Below are 16,141 nucleotides of genomic sequence, written 5' to 3' on the forward strand. Positions count from 1 at the left end.
AAAAAAAGCCCCGCAATCGCTTGCGGGGCTTTTTCATACGGCCGCCTGAACTGCCGGCGCGCTACTCCGCGTCCGGCTGCGCCTTCGGCTCGGCCTGCTGGAAAGCCGGCAGCGCCATGCACGCATCGAACGCCTTGGCGATCGCCGGATAGCGGCTCACGTCGATATTGAAGCGCTGCGCGTTGAAGACCTGCGGCACCAGGCAGACATCGGCCAGCGTCGGCGTGTCGCCAAAGCAGAAGCGGCCTGCCTTGCCGGAACGCGCCAGGTTGGTGTTGACCGCCTCGAAACCCAGCTCGACCCAGTGGCGGTACCACGCGTCCTTGGCCTCTTCCGCCACGCCCAGCGTGTGCTTGAGGTACTTCAGCACGCGCAGGTTGTTGAGCGGATGGATCTCGCAGGCAACCTCGAACGCCACCGCGCGGATATAGGCGCGGTCGAGCGCGCTGCCGGGCAGCAGCGGCGGCTCGGGATGCGTTTCGTCGAGGTACTCCACCATCGCGATCGACTGCATCACGACCTGATCGTCGTCGAGCAGGGTCGGCACCAGCGCATCGGGATTGAGCGTGCGGTAGGCGGGCTGGAGCTGCTGGCCACCCTCGCGCAGCAGATGTACGGGCACGTAGTCGTACGGCAAACCCTTCAGGTTCAGCGCGATGCGCACCCGGTACGAAGCCGAGCTACGGAAGTAGCTGTAGAGCTTCAGCATGGGCTAGACCACCTTGACGATGAGCTCGCCCAGGCCTTCGATCTTGCCCTGCATGACGTCGCCCTTCACCACCGCGCCCACGCCTTCGGGCGTGCCGCTGTAGATCAGGTCGCCGGGATGCAGCTCGAACAGGCGCGAAAGATAGGACACCATTTCCGGCACCGACCAGATCAGGTCGGAGAGGTCGCCGCGCTGCTTTTCGGCGCCGTTGACGGCCAGCGTGACAGCGCCCTTTTCCGGATGGCCGATGGCGGACACCGGCACGATCGGACCGATCGGTGCAGACTTGTCGAAAGCCTTGCCGGTTTCCCAGGGGCGGCCGGTCTTTTTCGATTCGTTCTGCAGGTCGCGGCGCGTCATGTCCAGGCCGATGGCGTAGCCGAACACGTGGCTGGCGGCGTGGGCCTCGGCAATGTCCTTGCCGCCCTTGCCGATGGCGACCACCAGTTCGATCTCGTAGTGGCAGTTGCTGGTGCCCTGCGGGTACGGGAAGCTGCCTTCGGTGCCGTCGGCCACATAGCTCACCGCGTCGGCGGGCTTGCAGAAGAAGAACGGCGGTTCACGGTCGGGGTCCGAACCCATTTCACGGGCGTGGGCGGCATAGTTGCGGCCCACGCAGTAGACCCGGCGCACCGGGAACTGCGCGCTGCCGCCGCGCACGGGCACGCCGGTGGGCGCGGGCGGGGCGAATACGAATTCGGTCATCCAACTCTCCAGACTTTGTACTGTGTTTGTCAGGCCGCGCGTTGCCGGCAGACGCCCTGCCGCGCAGCAGGGCAATAGCATACACCGCCCCCTTCGGGCTTGTACGCCGGCGGACATTGAATGCGGGAAACCCCGCAATACAATAAAGACGTAGTCGGCGCGGATCTTGCATGGCAAGTCCCGACGCCAATGGAAACATGACCCGACGCCCTCCCGCCCCTCCCAGCCCGCCCCGTCCCGCGACGCCACCCGCGGCGGGTTCGCGCAGCCTGCGCATCCTGCTCGTGCGCGATCCGCACGACGCGGACCCGCTCAATGTCGAGACCATCCAGGCCGGCCTGGTATCGGCGGGTTTCACCGACATCGAGACGGCGGACGCGGACATGCGCCTGCCCGACGCCATCGCTGCACGGCAGCCTGATCTCATCATCATCGCCTCCGAATCGGCTGCGCGCGACACCGTGGAGCATGTGTGCGTCTCGACGCAGCACGCGCCACGGCCGATCGTGCTGTTCACGGACAACGACGACGCCCAGCGCATCAAGGCGGCGCTCACGGCGGGCATTACCGCCTACATCGTCGACGGCCTGCGCGCCGAGCGCGTCAAGACCGTGCTGGATGTGGCCTATGCGCGCTTCGAGCTGGACCAGCAACTGCGCGCCGAGCTGGATGCCACGCGCCTGCAGCTGGCCGAGCGCAAGGAAGTCGAGCGTGCCAAGGGCTTGCTGATGAAGGAGCGCGGCATGAGCGAGGAAGAGGCCTACAAGCGCCTGCGCAGCATGGCGATGGAGCGCGGCATCAAGCTGGTCGAGGCCGCGCGGCGTGTGATCGATGTGATGAGTTGAGCCCACGGCGCCGGCAACCGGCCCGCACGGGCTTGGTGCATTGCACAAACATGGCGCCGCGCCGGCGCACGCCGCGCACCGAGTGCGCTCAGGCCCGCCGCATTCCTCCCTCCCTTTTCCCGGTCGCCGTGCGCCCGATGCCCGCCTTTTGCCGCACCTGCCCCTCGCCGGCGAATGAACGCATGGCACGCCGCTTGCGTAGATACCATGACGGCCAACGAAGGCCGATCACTATCCGATGTGCGCCGCCAACGAAGGCTGCGCCGCATCACGGGACAACGGCGTCCTGACCTGCCCCGCATTCTGGCGAAAGCGGCGCGGTTCAGGACGCTTTTCATTTGGAGCCGTGGAATGCCCTCTCGCCTGAAGCTTGCCAAGCCGCTGCACGCCGCGGTCGCCAACGATGCCAGCACGGCCGCCGCCGACGCGGTGCCCGCCAGCAGCGGCCGCCGCCGCGCGCTGGCCACCATCGCCGGCGCCAGCGTGATCACCCTGGTCGACCCGCTGGTGCGCGCCGGCGCCTGGGCGGCGGGCTCCGACGCGCCGGAGAAGCCCGAGGTGCGGATCGGCTTTATCCCGCTGACGGACTGCGCTTCCGTGGTCATGGCCGGCACGCTCGGCTTCGACAAGAAATACGGCATCAAGATCACCCCCACCAAGGAGGCTTCCTGGGCCGGCGTGCGCGACAAGCTGGTCAACGGCGAGCTCGACGCCGCGCACGTGCTGTACGGCCTGATCTACGGCGTGCAGCTGGGCATCGGCGGGCCCAAGAAGGACATGGCCGTGCTGATGAACCTCAACCACAACGGCCAGGCCATCACGCTGTCCTCCAAGCTGGCGGAAAAAGGCGTCAAGGACGGCGCCAGCCTGAAGGCGCTGATGACGAAGGAAAAGCGCGACTACACCTTTGCCCAGACCTTCCCCACCGGCACCCACGCGATGTGGCTGTACTACTGGCTGGCCGCCAACGGCATCAACCCGATGCAGGACGCCAAGGCCATCACCGTGCCGCCGCCGCAGATGGTGGCCAATATGCGCGTGGGCAATATGGATGGCTTCTGCGTCGGCGAACCCTGGGGCGCGCGCGCCATTGCCGACAAGATCGGCTTCACCGCGGAAACCACGCAGGCCATCTGGAAGGATCACCCCGAGAAGACCCTGGGCACCACGGCCGAGTTCGTGCAGAGGTACCCCAACACCGCGCGCGCCATGGTGGCCGCCGTGCTCGAAGCCTCGAAGTACATCGACGCGTCGGCCTCCAACCGCCGTAAGACCGCGGAAACCATTGCCGCCAAGTCTTATGTCAACACCGACATGGACATCATCCTGGACCGCATGCTTGGCCGCTACAGCAACGGCCTGGGCAAGACCTGGGACGACCCGGACTCGATGAAGTTCTACCAGGACGGCAGCGCCAACTTTCCCTTCCTCTCCGACGGCATGTGGTTCCTCACGCAGCACAAGCGCTGGGGCCTGCTCAAGGACCACCCCGACTACCTGGCGGTGGCGAAGAAGGTCAACCGCATCGATGTCTACAAGCAGGCGGCCGAAGCCGCGCAGGTGCCGGTGCCCAAGAGCGATTTCCGCACGGCGCGCCTGATCGACGGCGTGACATGGGATGCCACCAAGGACCCCAAGGCGTACGCCGACGGATTCAAGATCAAAGCCTGAGCCGGTTCGATTGCAGCCCGAATGCCGGCGTGGCGACGCGCCGGCGCCTGAAGGAGCCTGATGTGAATGCACTAGCTCGACCGGCCGAACATGCCGGCAACCAAGTCTCCTCCACCGACGCCGGCGGCACCGCCGGACTCGCCGTGCTCGGCGACCAGCAAGCGCACGAGCGCGCCGAACGCCGCGCGCTCGAGGCTCAGGCCGATGCGCGCCGCGCCGCGCGGCGCGAGGCCGTCAGCGCCGTCGTGCTCAAGGCGATGCCGCCCGTCGCCGGCTTTGCGCTGTTCCTGTTGTTCTGGCACGGCGTGGCCACGATGAGCCCTGCGCTGCCCACCCCGGCCGCCACCTGGCACGCCGCCGTGCCGCTGTTTTCCGACCCGTTCTACCGCAACGGCCCCAACGACCAGGGCATCGGCTGGAATGTGCTGGCGTCGCTGGCGCGCGTCGCGGCGGGCTTCGGGCTGGCCGCGCTGATCGGCATTCCGGCTGGCTTCGCGCTGGGCCGCTTTGCCTTTCTCAACGCCATGATGGCGCCGATCATCAGCCTGCTGCGGCCGGTCTCGCCGCTGGCGTGGCTGCCGATCGGGCTGCTGCTGTTCAAGGCCGCCAACCCGGCCGCGATCTGGGCCATCTTCATCTGCTCGATCTGGCCGATGGTGATCAACACCGCGGTGGGCGTGACGCGCGTGCCGCAGGACTACCTGAACGTGGCGCGCGTGCTCGACCTGTCCGAGTGGAAGGTGTTCACGCGGGTGCTGCTGCCGGCTGTGCTGCCCTATATGCTGACCGGCGTGCGGCTGTCCATCGGCACCGCCTGGCTGGTGATCGTGGCCGCGGAGATGCTCACGGGCGGCACCGGCATCGGCTTCTGGCTGTGGGACGAGTGGAACAACCTGAAGGTCGAGCACATCGTGATCGCCATCTTCATCATCGGCGTGGTGGGGCTGCTGCTGGAATACGCGCTGCTGAGCCTGGCCAGGAAATTCAGCTACGGCAACTAAGGCATCCGGGAGATCGTCATGGAAAAGTTCGTCCGTATCGAAAACGTGGGCCAGACCTTCAAGACCAAGAAGGGACCGTTCGTCGCCCTGCGCGATGTCAACCTGACCATCGCCCGCGGCGAGTTCGTCACGCTGATCGGCCACTCGGGCTGCGGCAAATCGACGCTGCTGAACCTGCTGGCCGGCCTCGACCGCCCCAGCAGCGGCGCGCTGATCTGCGCCGAACGCGAGATCGCCGGTCCGGGCCCGGACCGCGCGGTGGTGTTCCAGAACCACTCGCTGCTGCCGTGGCTGACCTGCTTCGACAACGTCTACCTCGGCGTGGAACGCGTGTTCGGCGGCAGCGAGAGCCGCGCGCAGCTCAAGGCCCGCACGCATGACACGCTGGCCATGGTTGGCCTGACCCATGCCGAGAGCAAGTACCCGCAGGAAATCTCGGGCGGCATGAAGCAGCGCGTGGGTATCGCGCGCGCGCTGGCGATGGAGCCCAAGGTGCTGCTGATGGACGAGCCGTTCGGCGCGCTGGATGCGCTGACCCGGGCCCACCTGCAGGACGAGCTGATCAAGATCGTCGCCAAGACCCGCAGCACGGTGGTGATGGTGACCCACGACGTGGACGAAGCCGTGCTGCTGGCCGACCGCATCGTCATGATGACCAACGGGCCCGCCGCGACCATCGGCGAAGTGCTGCCGGTGGACCTGCCGCGTCCGCGCGAACGCATGGCGCTGGCCGACGACAAGACCTACCACGCCTGCCGCACCGCGGTGCTGGACTTCCTGTACCGCAAGCAGCGCAATCCTGCGCTGAAGGAAGCGGCCTGACCGGCGCGGAACGGCGAGGTGACGGACCGGGGCCGGCCGCCGCCATGGGCAGGGCCGGCCCGCTCCGCTATCATGAACCTCAAACAACACTGTCCCATCCCGCCATGACCGATACGTCCTCCACGCCCCAGCCCGCCGCCGCCTTCGCCGCGGCGAAGTACATCAAGGAGATCGGCCGGGGCGTCAATGGCGCCCGCGCGCTGCCGCGCGAAGACGCGCAGGCGCTGTTCGACGCCATGCTGGCCGGTCGCGTGGCCGATATCGAACTGGGCGCGGTGCTGATGGCCTATCGCATCAAGGGCGAGGCACCGCACGAACTGGCCGGCATGCTGGACGCCGCGCACGCGCATTGCCTGCCGCTGGCCGCGCCGCCCGAGCGCGTGGTGGTATCCATCCCCAGCTACAACGGCGCGCGCAAGCAACCCAACCTGATCCCTTTGCTGGCCATGTTACTGGCGCGCGAAGGCCATCCCGTGCTGGTCCACGGCACCCGGGAGTTCAACGGGCGCGTGACCAGCATCGCGCTGTTCGAGGCGTTGGGCATTGCGCCCTGCGCCACGGTGGCCGAGGCTGAAACCCTGCTTTGCGCCAAGGCCGGGCAGCCCGGGCCGCTGGCCGTGCTGCCGATCGATGTGCTGTCGCCGGCGCTGGCCCGCATGCTCGACCGGCGCATGCAGATCGGCCTGCGCAACTCCTCGCACACGGTGGTCAAGATGCTGCAGCCGGTGGGCGCGCATACGCCGGCCGAGGCCCTGCGCCTGTACAGCTACACGCATCCGGAGTACCGCGAGACCCTGACCGATTACTTCTCGCGCGAGCCTGCCAATGTGCTGCTGGCGCGCGGCACCGAGGGCGAGGTGGTCGCCGACGCGCGGCGCGGCGGCCGCATCGACTGGCTGCACGACGGGCACCAGCGCACCCTGGTCGACCCCACCGCGGGCTCGATCAGCGAGGTGCCGGAACTGCCACCCGGCAACGACGTCGCGCAGACTGCGGCCTGGATCCGCTCCGTGCTGGATGGCAAGGCGCCGGTCCCGGCCCCGATCGCCACGCAGGTCGAGGCCATCCGCAGCTGCCTGCAGCAGGGCACGCGCGTGGCCTGGGCCAGCCCGGTCTGAGCGGGGAATGGGGAACGGGGCGGCAGGCGAGGCTGGCGGCGCCCGCGTCGTCAGCGCGCCGTCAGCGCTTGCGCTGTGGCAGCGGGATGCGGTCGTCCTCGCCGGGCACGCGCGGGAACTGGTCGTCCTCCCATCGCTGGGATGCGGCTTCGATGGCTTCTTTGCTGCTGGAAACGAAATTCCAGAAGATAAAGCGGTGCCCGTCGGTGGGGTCGCCGCCGAGCAGCATGACGCGCGACGGCGCCTCGGCCGTCAGCGTGACCGTCTGGTCCGGCACCAGCAGCGCCATGTGGCGCTCAGGCAACACTTCCCCATCCAGCGCGACCACGCCGTCTACCGGGTAGATGCCGCGTTGCGCGTGCTCCGGCGGAATCTCGAGGCTTGCGCCCTGCTCCAGATCGATCGCCACGTACAGCGTGCGACTGAAGACCTTCACGGGCGCCTCGGCCCCAAACGCATCGCCCGCGATCACCGTCATCCGCACCCCGGGCCGCTCGAGCTTGGGCAGGGTCGCGGCAGGATGGTGAAAGAAGGAAGGCTCCACGGTCTCGTGCTCCTTGGGCAGCGCCACCCAGGTCTGGATGCCGTGCAGGCGCGGACCGGCCTCGCGGGCCGCCTGCGGTGAGCGCTCCGAGTGCGCGATGCCGCGGCCGGCCGTCATCCAGTTCACGTCGCCCGGCTTGATGACCTGCTTGCTGCCCAGGCTGTCGTGGTGAAGGATTTCCCCTTCGAACAGGTAGGTGACGGTCGCCAGCCCGATATGCGGATGCGGGCGCACATCCATCCCCTGCCCGGCCGGAAGCACCGTCGGCCCCATATGGTCGAAGAAGATGAACGGGCCCACGGTCTGGGCCGCCGCGGCCGGCAGCACCCGGCTGACGGTAAAACCGTCGCCCAGGTCACGTACGTGCGGTTTGAGCAAGTGTTCGATAGCAGACATGCATTTTCCCCGGTTAGGCCGATGCTGACGGCCGCATGAATGAAAAGAGTGTAGCCGCTGGTGAAACACAGCATCTCATTGCGCGACAGAACCGGGACCGGCGGCGCCCCTCTAATCAATGTCCGATGGCGTTGCGGGGGCTGCCGGATAGTGGTCGCTCCACATAGCAGGAAGAAAGCCAGAAAAAAGGCTATTTGAAAACAGAAGCCAATTACCTGGAACTATCAACCCTATAAGGACTCCAACTTAGCAGTCTCCCGGCTTGAGTGCTAATATGTGTTGCAATGCAGTGCGCGGACCCTTCAGGGCGAGCGCCGCGGGCAACCCACCCGCCGGATGCGAAAGGAGCAATCGAGTGAACGCGGTCCTATCTGCCGACCAAACCCAAACCAGCAGCCGCCTGCCTACGGCGCCTCAGGGCGCCGGGGCATTTGCGCTGACGTTTCCCGGAAACCTGGGAAACCTGGACAGCTATATCCAGGCTGTCCATCGTATCCCCATGCTCACCCCCGAGGAAGAGCAGCGGCTTGCACGCGATCTGCGCGAGCATGACTCCGTCGATGCGGCTCGCCGCATGGTGCTGTCGCACTTGCGCCTGGTGGTGTCCATCGCCCGCCAGTACCTCGGCTATGGCCTGCCCCACGCGGACCTGATCCAGGAAGGCAATATCGGCCTGATGAAGGCCGTGAAGCGCTTCGACCCGGACCAGGGCGTGCGGCTGGTGTCGTACGCCATGCACTGGATCAAGGCCGAGATCCACGAATATGTGCTGAAGAACTGGCGCATGGTCAAGGTGGCGACCACCAAGGCCCAGCGCAAGCTGTTCTTCAACCTGCGCAGCCACAAGCAGGGTGCCCATACCTTCACGCCGGAGCAGGTCGACGCGGTCGCGCGCGAGCTGAACGTCAAGCCGGAAGAAGTGATGGAGATGGAAACCCGCCTGTCGGGCGGCGACCTGGCGCTGGAAGGCCAGATCGACGACGGCGAGGAGGAGTTCGCGCCGATCGCCTACCTGGCTGACAACCACAACGAGCCGACCCGCGTGATCGAGGCCCAGCGCCACGACCGCATGCAGGTGCAAGGCCTGGAAGAAGCGCTGACCAAGCTGGACGACCGCAGCCGCCGCATCATCGAGGCGCGCTGGCTGCACGTCAACGACGACGGCTCCGGCGGCTCAACGCTGCACGAGCTGGCTGACGAGTTCGGTGTCTCCGCCGAGCGCATCCGCCAGATCGAAACCGCGGCGATGAAGAAGATGAAGGGTGCTCTGCAGGCCTTTGCCTGATAGTTGCGCGGGAGCGCGGCGGAACGAAAGCCGCGCGCCAGAATGGAACAGGGCCGGTCTCGCGACCGGCCCTGTTTTTTTGTCCGGAGACCCCGCCCCTGGCGGGCGGAGCCGCTTCAGGAAAGCAGCTGCTTCAGGTCGTGCGCGATCGGCTCGGGGCCCTGGCCGTGGCGGATGAACAGGCGCAACCGGCCGCTCGGATCGAATACATAGCTGCCTGCCGAGTGGTCCATCGTGTAGTTGTTCGGCGAGGTACCCGGCACCTTGGCGTAGAACACCTTGAAATCCTTTGCCACCTTCTGCAGCGCCGCGTCGTCGGCCGGGCGCATGCCCAGGAAGCGCGGATCGAAGGCGGGCACGTATTGCGCCAGCAGCGCCTGCGTATCGCGCTCGGGATCGACCGTGACGAACAGCACCTGCACGCGGTCGGCATCCGGGCCCAGTTGCTCCATCACCGCCTTCAGCTCGGCCATGGTGGTGGGACAGACATCGGGGCAGTGCGTATAGCCGAAGAACATCACCACGGCCTTGCCCTTGAAGTCGGCAATCGAGCGCACTTTGCCGTTGTGGTCGGTGAGGACGAAATCCTTGCCGAATTCGCTGCCGCCGCTGATGTCGACATTCTTGAACGAGGCGCGCTGCTGGCCGCAGGCGGCAAGCAGCAGCGAGCACAGCGCCAGCAGGCAGAAGCGGCGGAACAGCGCAAAGCTGGACGAAGAACCCGGAAAGAGACGGCTTGGCATGCGATTCGCTTGATTGGCGGCTTGATTGGCGGACAGGCCGGCCCGGGCGCCCCGGAAAGCCGGATGGAGGCGGACGGCGGCCTGGTCACATTGGCAGATGGATGCAGTATCGCCGATCGGCACCGCCCCGCGCCGGGGCCGCGACAAGATGCCGCAACCGCGCGGGTGCTCCCGGCATCGCTCAGGACTGCGGCAGGAACTTGAAATAGTGATCGATCAGCAGCGCCGCGAACAACAGCGACAGGTAGAGGATCGAGAAGCGGAACGTGCGCTGGGCCAGCGCATCGGAATAGTTGCAGAACAACTTCCAGGCATAGGCCAGGAAACCGCCGCCCAGGACCAGCGCTGCCGCCAGGTAGATATACCCGCTCATGCCGTACACGAAGGGCAGCAGCGTGGCCGCGATCATGATCAGCGTGTACAGCAGGATATGCAGCAGGGTGAAGCGCTCGCCATGGGTGATCGGCAGCATCGGCAGGCCGGACTTGGCGTAGTCGGCGCGGCGGTACAGCGCCAGGGCCCAGAAATGCGGCGGGGTCCAGGTGAAGATGATCAGCACCAGGAACCAGGCTTCGGCAGGCACGTTGCCCGCCACGGCCGCCCAGCCCAGCGCCGGCGGCATCGCGCCGGACAGCCCGCCGATCACGATGTTCTGCGGCGTGGCCGGCTTGAGCAGGATGGTGTACACCACGGCATAGCCGACGAAGGTCGCCACCGTCAGCCACATGGTCAGGTCGTTGGTGAAGACATGGAGTACCCACATCCCTGCCCCGCCCAGCACGGCCGAGAACACCAGGGTCTGCATCGTGGTGATCTCGCCGGTCGCCGACGGCCGCCACGCGGTGCGGCGCATCAGCGCATCCACTTTCTGCTCGACCAGGCAGTTAATGGCGAAAGCGGCACCCGCCAGCAACCAGATCCCGGCCGCGCCGCCGATCAGCACCGACCACGGCACCATGCCCGGCGTGGCCAGGAACATGCCGATGATGGCGCAGAAGACAGCCAGCTGCGTGACGCGTGGCTTGGTCAACGCGGCGTATTGCCGGGCCAGGTGGCGGAGTCGTCCGCCAGGATGGGGGTGGGTAGCAGTAACCACGGGGGAGTTCTTCTCTTTCATGTGGCGCGCACGGCAGCCGGCACGTCAGTAGCAATGTCAGCGGAGCGGGCCGCGAGCCCTATATTGTAGTTGAGGCGAACCAATAGCATCAGAAGCGCCGCCGCGCCGCCGTTGTGGGCCACCGCGGCCACCAGCGGCCAGTCGAAGACGATGTTGGAAAGACCAGTGGCCAGTTGCAGCGCCAGCACGGCCAGCAGCCACCCCGCGCCGCGCGACAGCCCGCCCAGGCGGCGCGCCCGCAGGCCGAACCAGGCCAGGTAGGCCAGCACCACGAAGGCAAAGCCGCGATGCACCCAGTGGATCGCCACCAGCGCCGAGTGCGGGATGTAGTCGCCGTCGGCGGTCATGCCGAGTTGGCGCCAGAGCGTGAAGCCGTGGCGGAAGTCCATCTCCGGCACCAGCTGGCCGTTGCATAGCGGGAAGTCCGTGCAGGCCAGCACCGCGTAATTGGTGCTCACCCAGCCGCCCAGGAAGATCTGCAGCACCAGCAAGGCCAGCGCGAGCCTTGCCGGCCAGCGCAGCGCGCCGGCATCCCGCGCCACGCCCAATGGCGGGTCGTTGCGCGAACCCAGCCAGATCAGCGCCGCCAGCAGGCTCATGCCGAGCATCAGGTGCGTGACCACGATGATGGGCTGCAGTTTGAGCGTGACCGTAAAAGCGCCGAACGCGCCTTGCACGCAAACCAGCAACAGCACGCCGGTGGCGAACCATGGCGACTGCCTGAGTTCGCGCCGCTTGACCCACGCCAGCACCATCAGCGTGATGATCAGCACGCCCACGGCCATGGCGAAGTAGCGGTGGATCATCTCGATCCAGGCCTTGGTGACGGAGACCGGGCCGCTCGGCATCGCCGTCTCGGCCGCGCGGATCGGCTCGCTCGCCGCGTGCGGGTTGGAGTGGCCGTAGCAGCCAGGCCAGTCCGGGCAGCCCAGGCCGGAATCGGTCAGGCGCGTGAAGCTGCCGAACATGATCAGGTCCAGCGTCAGGAAAGCGGTGATCCACACCAGCTTGCGGTACTTGTTGCGGTCTCCCTTGACCAGCACGTAGCTGAGCGGGAACAGCGCGATCAGGACGCCGATGATGGCAAGTTGGAGCAGCATGCGCGTTGGTCGTTAATCTTGGGCCGTTCTGGCGTCGGCCATCAGCCGGCATCCGCCGGGATCACCCGATGCGGGAGTACTTGAGCAGTTTCTTGAGGTCGGAAGCCATCTTCTTGGGATCCGGATCCCGCGGGAAACGCATCATCAGGTTGCCGAGCGGGTCCACGAGATAGAGCGTGTCCTCAATGCGCGCACCAGGCTCGAGCGGCAGCCATTTCTGCAGCGTGTCGCGAGGGGCGCGCAAGAAGCGCACGCCGGCATACGGCTCGTTGTAGGCCGAGGAAAGGCGTGCATCGATGGGGCCGTCGTCGCTGACCAGCCACACCGGGACGATGCGCTCGCGATCCTGGCCCTGGCCCGCGCGCAACTGGCGGATGGTGAACAGCTTGCGCGCGCAGGCTTCATCACATGCGGCGCCGTCGGCACTGATCAGCAGCCATTTGCCTTTGAAGCTCTCCAGCGGCACGGACTCGGCGCGCTCGTTGGCGACCTGCAGCGCGGGCATCGGGCGCTGCGGCTCGATGAGTGCGCCGTAGTTGGTGGTCCCGCCAGCCGGCCTGAACACGTAGTAGGTCAGGTAGGAAGCGATCACCGGCGACGCGCACACCAGCAGCAGCAGCAGCATCTGGATGCGGCCGCGGCGGGTGCGCGCATCGATGCGCGGGTCTTGCGGAGCAGCGCGCGCGGCCTGCGCCGGCGCGGGATCTTGTTGTTGCATCACGTTTCGTCTGTCTCTCTGTCTCGTCGTCTTTCATCGGAGCCGGCTGCGCTCGTCTGACCGCCGCGCCCGGCCGTGGTTCGCCGGCATGCCACCGCCCGGCTTGCCCGGGCCATCTAGGCCGCCATGCGCGCCGCGCGCCGCCAGCTCAGCGCCACCAGCAGCACCAGCGTCAGGGCGGCCAGCCCGAACCACTGGAAGGCATAGCCGTAATGCCGGTCGGCGCCCGTATCGGCCGGGGCCCAGTCGCGCGCCAGGCCATCGCCGCTTTCGCTACGCTGCTCCAGCACGAAGGGCTGCAGGGGTACGCCCAGTTCCCTGGCAAACGCCGCAATGTCCACATTCTGGCGGATCTTCTGCCCGGCCTCCGAGCCCGCGTCCCGGCCCAGGCTGAACACCCTGGGCACCGTTTCCAGCGCGGTACCGTCCAGCTCCACCTCGGCCTCGGGCGTGGGGAACGGCGCGATACGCGTGCGTTCCTGCGCATCGCGCGGCAGCCAGCCTCGCAAGACCAGGAGCGCCGGTGCGGCAGGATCGCCGTCCACCACGCGCAGCGGCGTCAGGACCATGAAGCCGGCGCGGCTGTCGGTGCCGTTTCCGTGCGGCCGGTTGTCCAGCAAGACGGTGTGCGCCGCGTCGAAACGGCCGCGCACATGCACGCGCCGCTCGGCCACCGGGCCCGCGATCAGCGCCTGCCCGACTTGTAGCGGCGGCTCGGCAGCCAGCGCCTGCTGGCGCGCGGCACGCGCGAGTTTCTCATGGGCGCGGTTGAGCTGCCAGTTGCCCAGCGCGCAGGTGACGGCGATCACCACCAGCGCGGCAATGGCCGGGACCGGACTCAGGGCGCGCCACGGCTTCACGGGCGGCTCCCGTGTGCCGGGAACGGCGCGCCGGTGCGATAATGGCAGCTCCTCTCCAGCCGATCCCGCGCGCGCGGGCTTTCCATGCGCATTGTCATCATCATCGCGTTCATCCTCATCATCGGCAGCCTGGCCTCGGCCCTGTTCTTCATGATGCGCGACCGCGGCAGGACGCCGAACATGATGCGCTCGCTGATGTTCCGGGTCGGCTTTTCCGTGGCGCTGTTCCTCTTCATCCTGTTCTCGCACTGGATGGGCTGGATTCAGAGCACGGGCATCCGCATGGGGCCGTGAAGCCGTGGACTCCGGCAAGCGAACCGGTGACCAGACCAAAAAAACAAGCGCCGCAGGCTGGCTAGACTCCTGCGGCGCTTGTTTTTTGTTGTTCTGCACGGGGAGGATGCCTCCCCGCGATGCCGCCGGCCGGGCCGGCGGGCACCGCAGCCGGGTGTCTTACAGCCAGTACACCACGATGTAGAGGAACAGCCACACCACGTCGACGAAGTGCCAGTACCAGGCGGCGCCTTCGAAGGCGAAGTGATGGTCGGGGGTGAAGTGCCCCTTCAGCACGCGCACCAGCACCACCGTCAGCATGATCGCGCCCATGGTCACGTGGAAGCCGTGGAAGCCGGTCAGCAGGAAGAAGGTGGAGCCGTAGATGCCCGAGGTCAGCTTGAGATTCAGCTCCGAGTACGCATGGTGGTACTCAAACACCTGGAAGCACATGAAGACCGCGCCCAGCAGGATGGTCAGCACCAGGCCCTGGATCAGCTGGCTGCGCTTGTTGGCCAGCAGCGCGTGGTGCGCCCAGGTCAGCGTCACGCCGGACATCAGCAGCAGTGCCGTGTTGATCGTGGGGATCGGCCACGGGCCCATGGTCTGGAAGCGTTCCACCACGCCGGCCGGGCCGGCATTGGGCCACACCGCGGCGAAGTCGGGCCACAGGATCTTGTTGTTCAGGTCGCCCAGCCATGGCATGGCGATGTTCCGGGCATAGAACAGCGCACCGAAGAACGCCGCGAAGAACATCACTTCGGAAAAGATGAACCAGCCCATCGACCAGCGGAACGACAGGTCGATGTTCTTGCCGTACTTGCCGGTCTCGGATTCGCTGATGGCTTCGGCGAACCAGCTCTTGAGCACGAACAGGAACCACAGCAGGCCGAGGCCGCAGACGTACGGTCCCCAGGGTTGCCCGTTTACCCAGCCGGCAGCCCCGCCGGCCGTCAGCAGCAGGCCGAAGCTTGCCGTGATCGGATGGCGCGATGGGCCCGGTACGAAGTAGTACGGAGCGTTGGCGCGATTCGCACTCATTCTTTTTTCTCCAGCTCAGAGTCTTGATTCAGTAATCGTTATCCGCACATCCGGCCCCGACTGCTGGCCGGCGGCATGCTTTTGCCTGCTTGTACCTGTTACCTGTTACCTGTTACCTGTTTCCTGCCCTGCGCCGTACCCGGACTGCGCGGCCTCACCCTACCACGACGCGCACGACGGTAATCAGCACCGCGATCAGGATGGCTACCCCGATCAGGCCGGCGATGATCACATGGACCGGATTGAGCTGTGCCATGTCGCGCTCATGCTCGCTGCCCTTGCGCAGGCCGATGAACGACCAGAACACCGCGCGCAGGGTCTGCGCAAAGGACAGCTTGCGCTTGACCGCGTCCTTCATCTCTTCCACGGCTACTCCCACTACTGCCTCGACCTCGGCCGGCGGTGCCGGCCGCTGCTCAAATGCCCTTGCCTGCCCCGGCCGGGGTCTCCAGGTCGCCCTGCGGCACCTGCGCCACCGGCGCACCGATCTCGAAGAAGGTATAGGACAGCGTAATGTTCTTCACGTCTTTCGGCAGGTCCGGATCGATCACGAACACCACCGGCATCTCGCGTGCTTCCTTTGCCTTGAGCGTCTGCTGCTTGAAGCAGAAGCACTCGATCTTCTTGAAATACTGCGTGGCCAGCTTGGGCAGGTAGCTCGGGATCGCCTGCGCCGAGATGTCGCGCGACTGCCCGTTCGCCACCTCGTAGACGATGGTGGCCATCTCGCCCGGATGCACTTCCATGGTGTTCTTCACCGGCCGGAATGCGAAGGGGCCGCGCGCGTTGGAATCGAACTCGACCGTGATGGTGCGGCTCTTGTCCACCTGCGTGTTCTTGACCTGGCCGCCATACAGATCACGCGTGGTCACCACATTGAGGCCGGTGATCTCGCAGATCTTCTTGTACAGCGGCACCAGCGCATAGCCGAACGAGAACATCAGCGCCACCACCACCAGCAGCCGCAGCATCATGCCGCGGTTGAAGCGCCTGTCGGTGGTGTCTTGTGACTGCTGGTTCGTGCTCATTCCAATACCCTGCAGCTTCAGCCCAGAAGAATCATCTTGGCGAAGAAACCCAAAAAGAAAACCATCACGATCGAAAAGAGGATCAGACCGAGACGGCGGTTGGCGGCCTTGCGGTCTGGCTGCGATGGACTTTTGTTTGGATCCTGCATGACACCCTGCTTGCTG

The 16,141-nt window shown here is 66.5% G+C and carries 19 protein-coding genes; 7 read left to right on the plus strand and 12 right to left on the minus strand.

The annotated features are described in order from the left end of the window. Positions 1–61 precede the first annotated feature (61 nt). Both maiA and AB4Z48_RS09830 read right to left on the minus strand, forming a co-directional pair. Positions 62–706, minus strand: a complete 645-nt coding sequence (gene maiA / locus AB4Z48_RS09825; RefSeq protein WP_441613824.1) for a maleylacetoacetate isomerase — start codon at positions 704–706, stop codon at positions 62–64. A 6-nt stretch (positions 707–712) separates the two neighbouring features. Further along, positions 713–1,414: a fumarylacetoacetate hydrolase family protein gene (locus tag AB4Z48_RS09830; protein ID WP_441613731.1), complete on the minus strand. Its 702-nt coding sequence runs from the start codon at positions 1,412–1,414 to the stop codon at positions 713–715. 197 nt (positions 1,415–1,611) lie between these two features. Between AB4Z48_RS09830 and AB4Z48_RS09835 the strand changes: the two genes are divergently transcribed. The 5 genes from AB4Z48_RS09835 to ybiB all read left to right on the plus strand — a co-directional run bounded on the left by AB4Z48_RS09835 (position 1,612) and on the right by ybiB (position 6,871). Beyond that, positions 1,612–2,259, plus strand: a complete 648-nt coding sequence (locus AB4Z48_RS09835; protein WP_441613732.1) for an ANTAR domain-containing response regulator — start codon at positions 1,612–1,614, stop codon at positions 2,257–2,259. A 351-nt stretch (positions 2,260–2,610) separates the two neighbouring features. After that, the gene (locus tag AB4Z48_RS09840) at positions 2,611–3,930 is read left to right on the plus strand and encodes a CmpA/NrtA family ABC transporter substrate-binding protein (RefSeq protein ID WP_441613733.1); all 1,320 of its coding nucleotides are present in this window, start codon (positions 2,611–2,613) and stop codon (positions 3,928–3,930) included. Positions 3,931–3,992: 62 nt separating this feature from the next. Continuing rightward, a complete protein-coding gene (ntrB, locus tag AB4Z48_RS09845; RefSeq protein ID WP_441613734.1) occupies positions 3,993–4,931 on the plus strand; it encodes a nitrate ABC transporter permease in 939 nt (312 codons plus the stop codon). Positions 4,932–4,949: 18 nt separating this feature from the next. Beyond that, positions 4,950–5,753 (plus strand): ABC transporter ATP-binding protein, encoded by an 804-nt coding sequence (locus tag AB4Z48_RS09850; RefSeq protein ID WP_441613735.1) that lies wholly within the window; start codon positions 4,950–4,952, stop codon positions 5,751–5,753. 104 nt (positions 5,754–5,857) lie between these two features. Next, the gene (gene ybiB, locus AB4Z48_RS09855; RefSeq protein ID WP_441613736.1) at positions 5,858–6,871 is read left to right on the plus strand and encodes a DNA-binding protein YbiB; all 1,014 of its coding nucleotides are present in this window, start codon (positions 5,858–5,860) and stop codon (positions 6,869–6,871) included. Positions 6,872–6,932: 61 nt separating this feature from the next. Here ybiB and AB4Z48_RS09860 read toward each other — a convergent pair whose 3' ends face one another. Further along, the gene (locus tag AB4Z48_RS09860) at positions 6,933–7,811 is read right to left on the minus strand and encodes a pirin family protein (protein ID WP_441613737.1); all 879 of its coding nucleotides are present in this window, start codon (positions 7,809–7,811) and stop codon (positions 6,933–6,935) included. A gap of 355 nt (positions 7,812–8,166) precedes the next feature. Here AB4Z48_RS09860 and rpoH point away from each other — a divergent pair, with 355 nt between their 5' ends. Beyond that, positions 8,167–9,096 carry an RNA polymerase sigma factor RpoH gene (gene rpoH / locus AB4Z48_RS09865; RefSeq protein WP_441613738.1) on the plus strand — a complete coding sequence of 310 codons (930 nt, stop codon included), beginning with the start codon at positions 8,167–8,169 and terminating at the stop codon, positions 9,094–9,096. A gap of 116 nt (positions 9,097–9,212) precedes the next feature. Here the strand turns inward: rpoH and AB4Z48_RS09870 are convergent, their stop codons facing one another. From AB4Z48_RS09870 to AB4Z48_RS09890, 5 genes are all read right to left on the minus strand, one after another. Next, positions 9,213–9,839: an SCO family protein gene (locus tag AB4Z48_RS09870; RefSeq protein WP_441613739.1), complete on the minus strand. Its 627-nt coding sequence runs from the start codon at positions 9,837–9,839 to the stop codon at positions 9,213–9,215. A 181-nt stretch (positions 9,840–10,020) separates the two neighbouring features. Beyond that, positions 10,021–10,956 carry a heme o synthase gene (cyoE, locus tag AB4Z48_RS09875; RefSeq protein ID WP_441613740.1) on the minus strand — a complete coding sequence of 312 codons (936 nt, stop codon included), beginning with the start codon at positions 10,954–10,956 and terminating at the stop codon, positions 10,021–10,023. Next, complete coding sequence (locus AB4Z48_RS09880; RefSeq protein ID WP_441613741.1) at positions 10,953–12,056, minus strand: COX15/CtaA family protein; 1,104 nt, start codon at positions 12,054–12,056, stop codon at positions 10,953–10,955. The genes cyoE and AB4Z48_RS09880 overlap by 4 nt, the downstream gene beginning before the upstream one ends. A gap of 61 nt (positions 12,057–12,117) precedes the next feature. After that, complete coding sequence (locus AB4Z48_RS09885) at positions 12,118–12,774, minus strand: SCO family protein (RefSeq protein ID WP_441613742.1); 657 nt, start codon at positions 12,772–12,774, stop codon at positions 12,118–12,120. 116 nt (positions 12,775–12,890) lie between these two features. Next, the gene (locus AB4Z48_RS09890; RefSeq protein WP_441613743.1) at positions 12,891–13,634 is read right to left on the minus strand and encodes an SURF1 family protein; all 744 of its coding nucleotides are present in this window, start codon (positions 13,632–13,634) and stop codon (positions 12,891–12,893) included. Between the two features lie 84 nt (positions 13,635–13,718). On the opposite strand from AB4Z48_RS09890, the gene AB4Z48_RS09895 reads away from it, so the two are divergent. Continuing rightward, the gene (locus tag AB4Z48_RS09895; RefSeq protein ID WP_441613744.1) at positions 13,719–13,928 is read left to right on the plus strand and encodes a twin transmembrane helix small protein; all 210 of its coding nucleotides are present in this window, start codon (positions 13,719–13,721) and stop codon (positions 13,926–13,928) included. A 159-nt stretch (positions 13,929–14,087) separates the two neighbouring features. On the opposite strand, the gene AB4Z48_RS09900 is transcribed toward AB4Z48_RS09895, so the two are convergent. From AB4Z48_RS09900 to AB4Z48_RS09915, 4 genes are all read right to left on the minus strand, one after another. Then, positions 14,088–14,948 (minus strand): cytochrome c oxidase subunit 3, encoded by an 861-nt coding sequence (locus AB4Z48_RS09900; protein ID WP_441613745.1) that lies wholly within the window; start codon positions 14,946–14,948, stop codon positions 14,088–14,090. Between the two features lie 154 nt (positions 14,949–15,102). Next, positions 15,103–15,315: a DUF2970 domain-containing protein gene (locus AB4Z48_RS09905; RefSeq protein ID WP_441613746.1), complete on the minus strand. Its 213-nt coding sequence runs from the start codon at positions 15,313–15,315 to the stop codon at positions 15,103–15,105. Between the two features lie 49 nt (positions 15,316–15,364). Then, positions 15,365–15,976 carry a cytochrome c oxidase assembly protein gene (locus tag AB4Z48_RS09910; RefSeq protein ID WP_441613747.1) on the minus strand — a complete coding sequence of 204 codons (612 nt, stop codon included), beginning with the start codon at positions 15,974–15,976 and terminating at the stop codon, positions 15,365–15,367. 17 nt (positions 15,977–15,993) lie between these two features. Then, positions 15,994–16,125: a cytochrome oxidase small assembly protein gene (locus AB4Z48_RS09915; protein WP_441613748.1), complete on the minus strand. Its 132-nt coding sequence runs from the start codon at positions 16,123–16,125 to the stop codon at positions 15,994–15,996. Positions 16,126–16,141 lie beyond the last annotated feature (16 nt).

It is taken from the genome of Cupriavidus sp. 2TAF22, from assembly GCF_052115045.1.
Lineage (GTDB): Bacteria > Pseudomonadota > Gammaproteobacteria > Burkholderiales > Burkholderiaceae > Cupriavidus.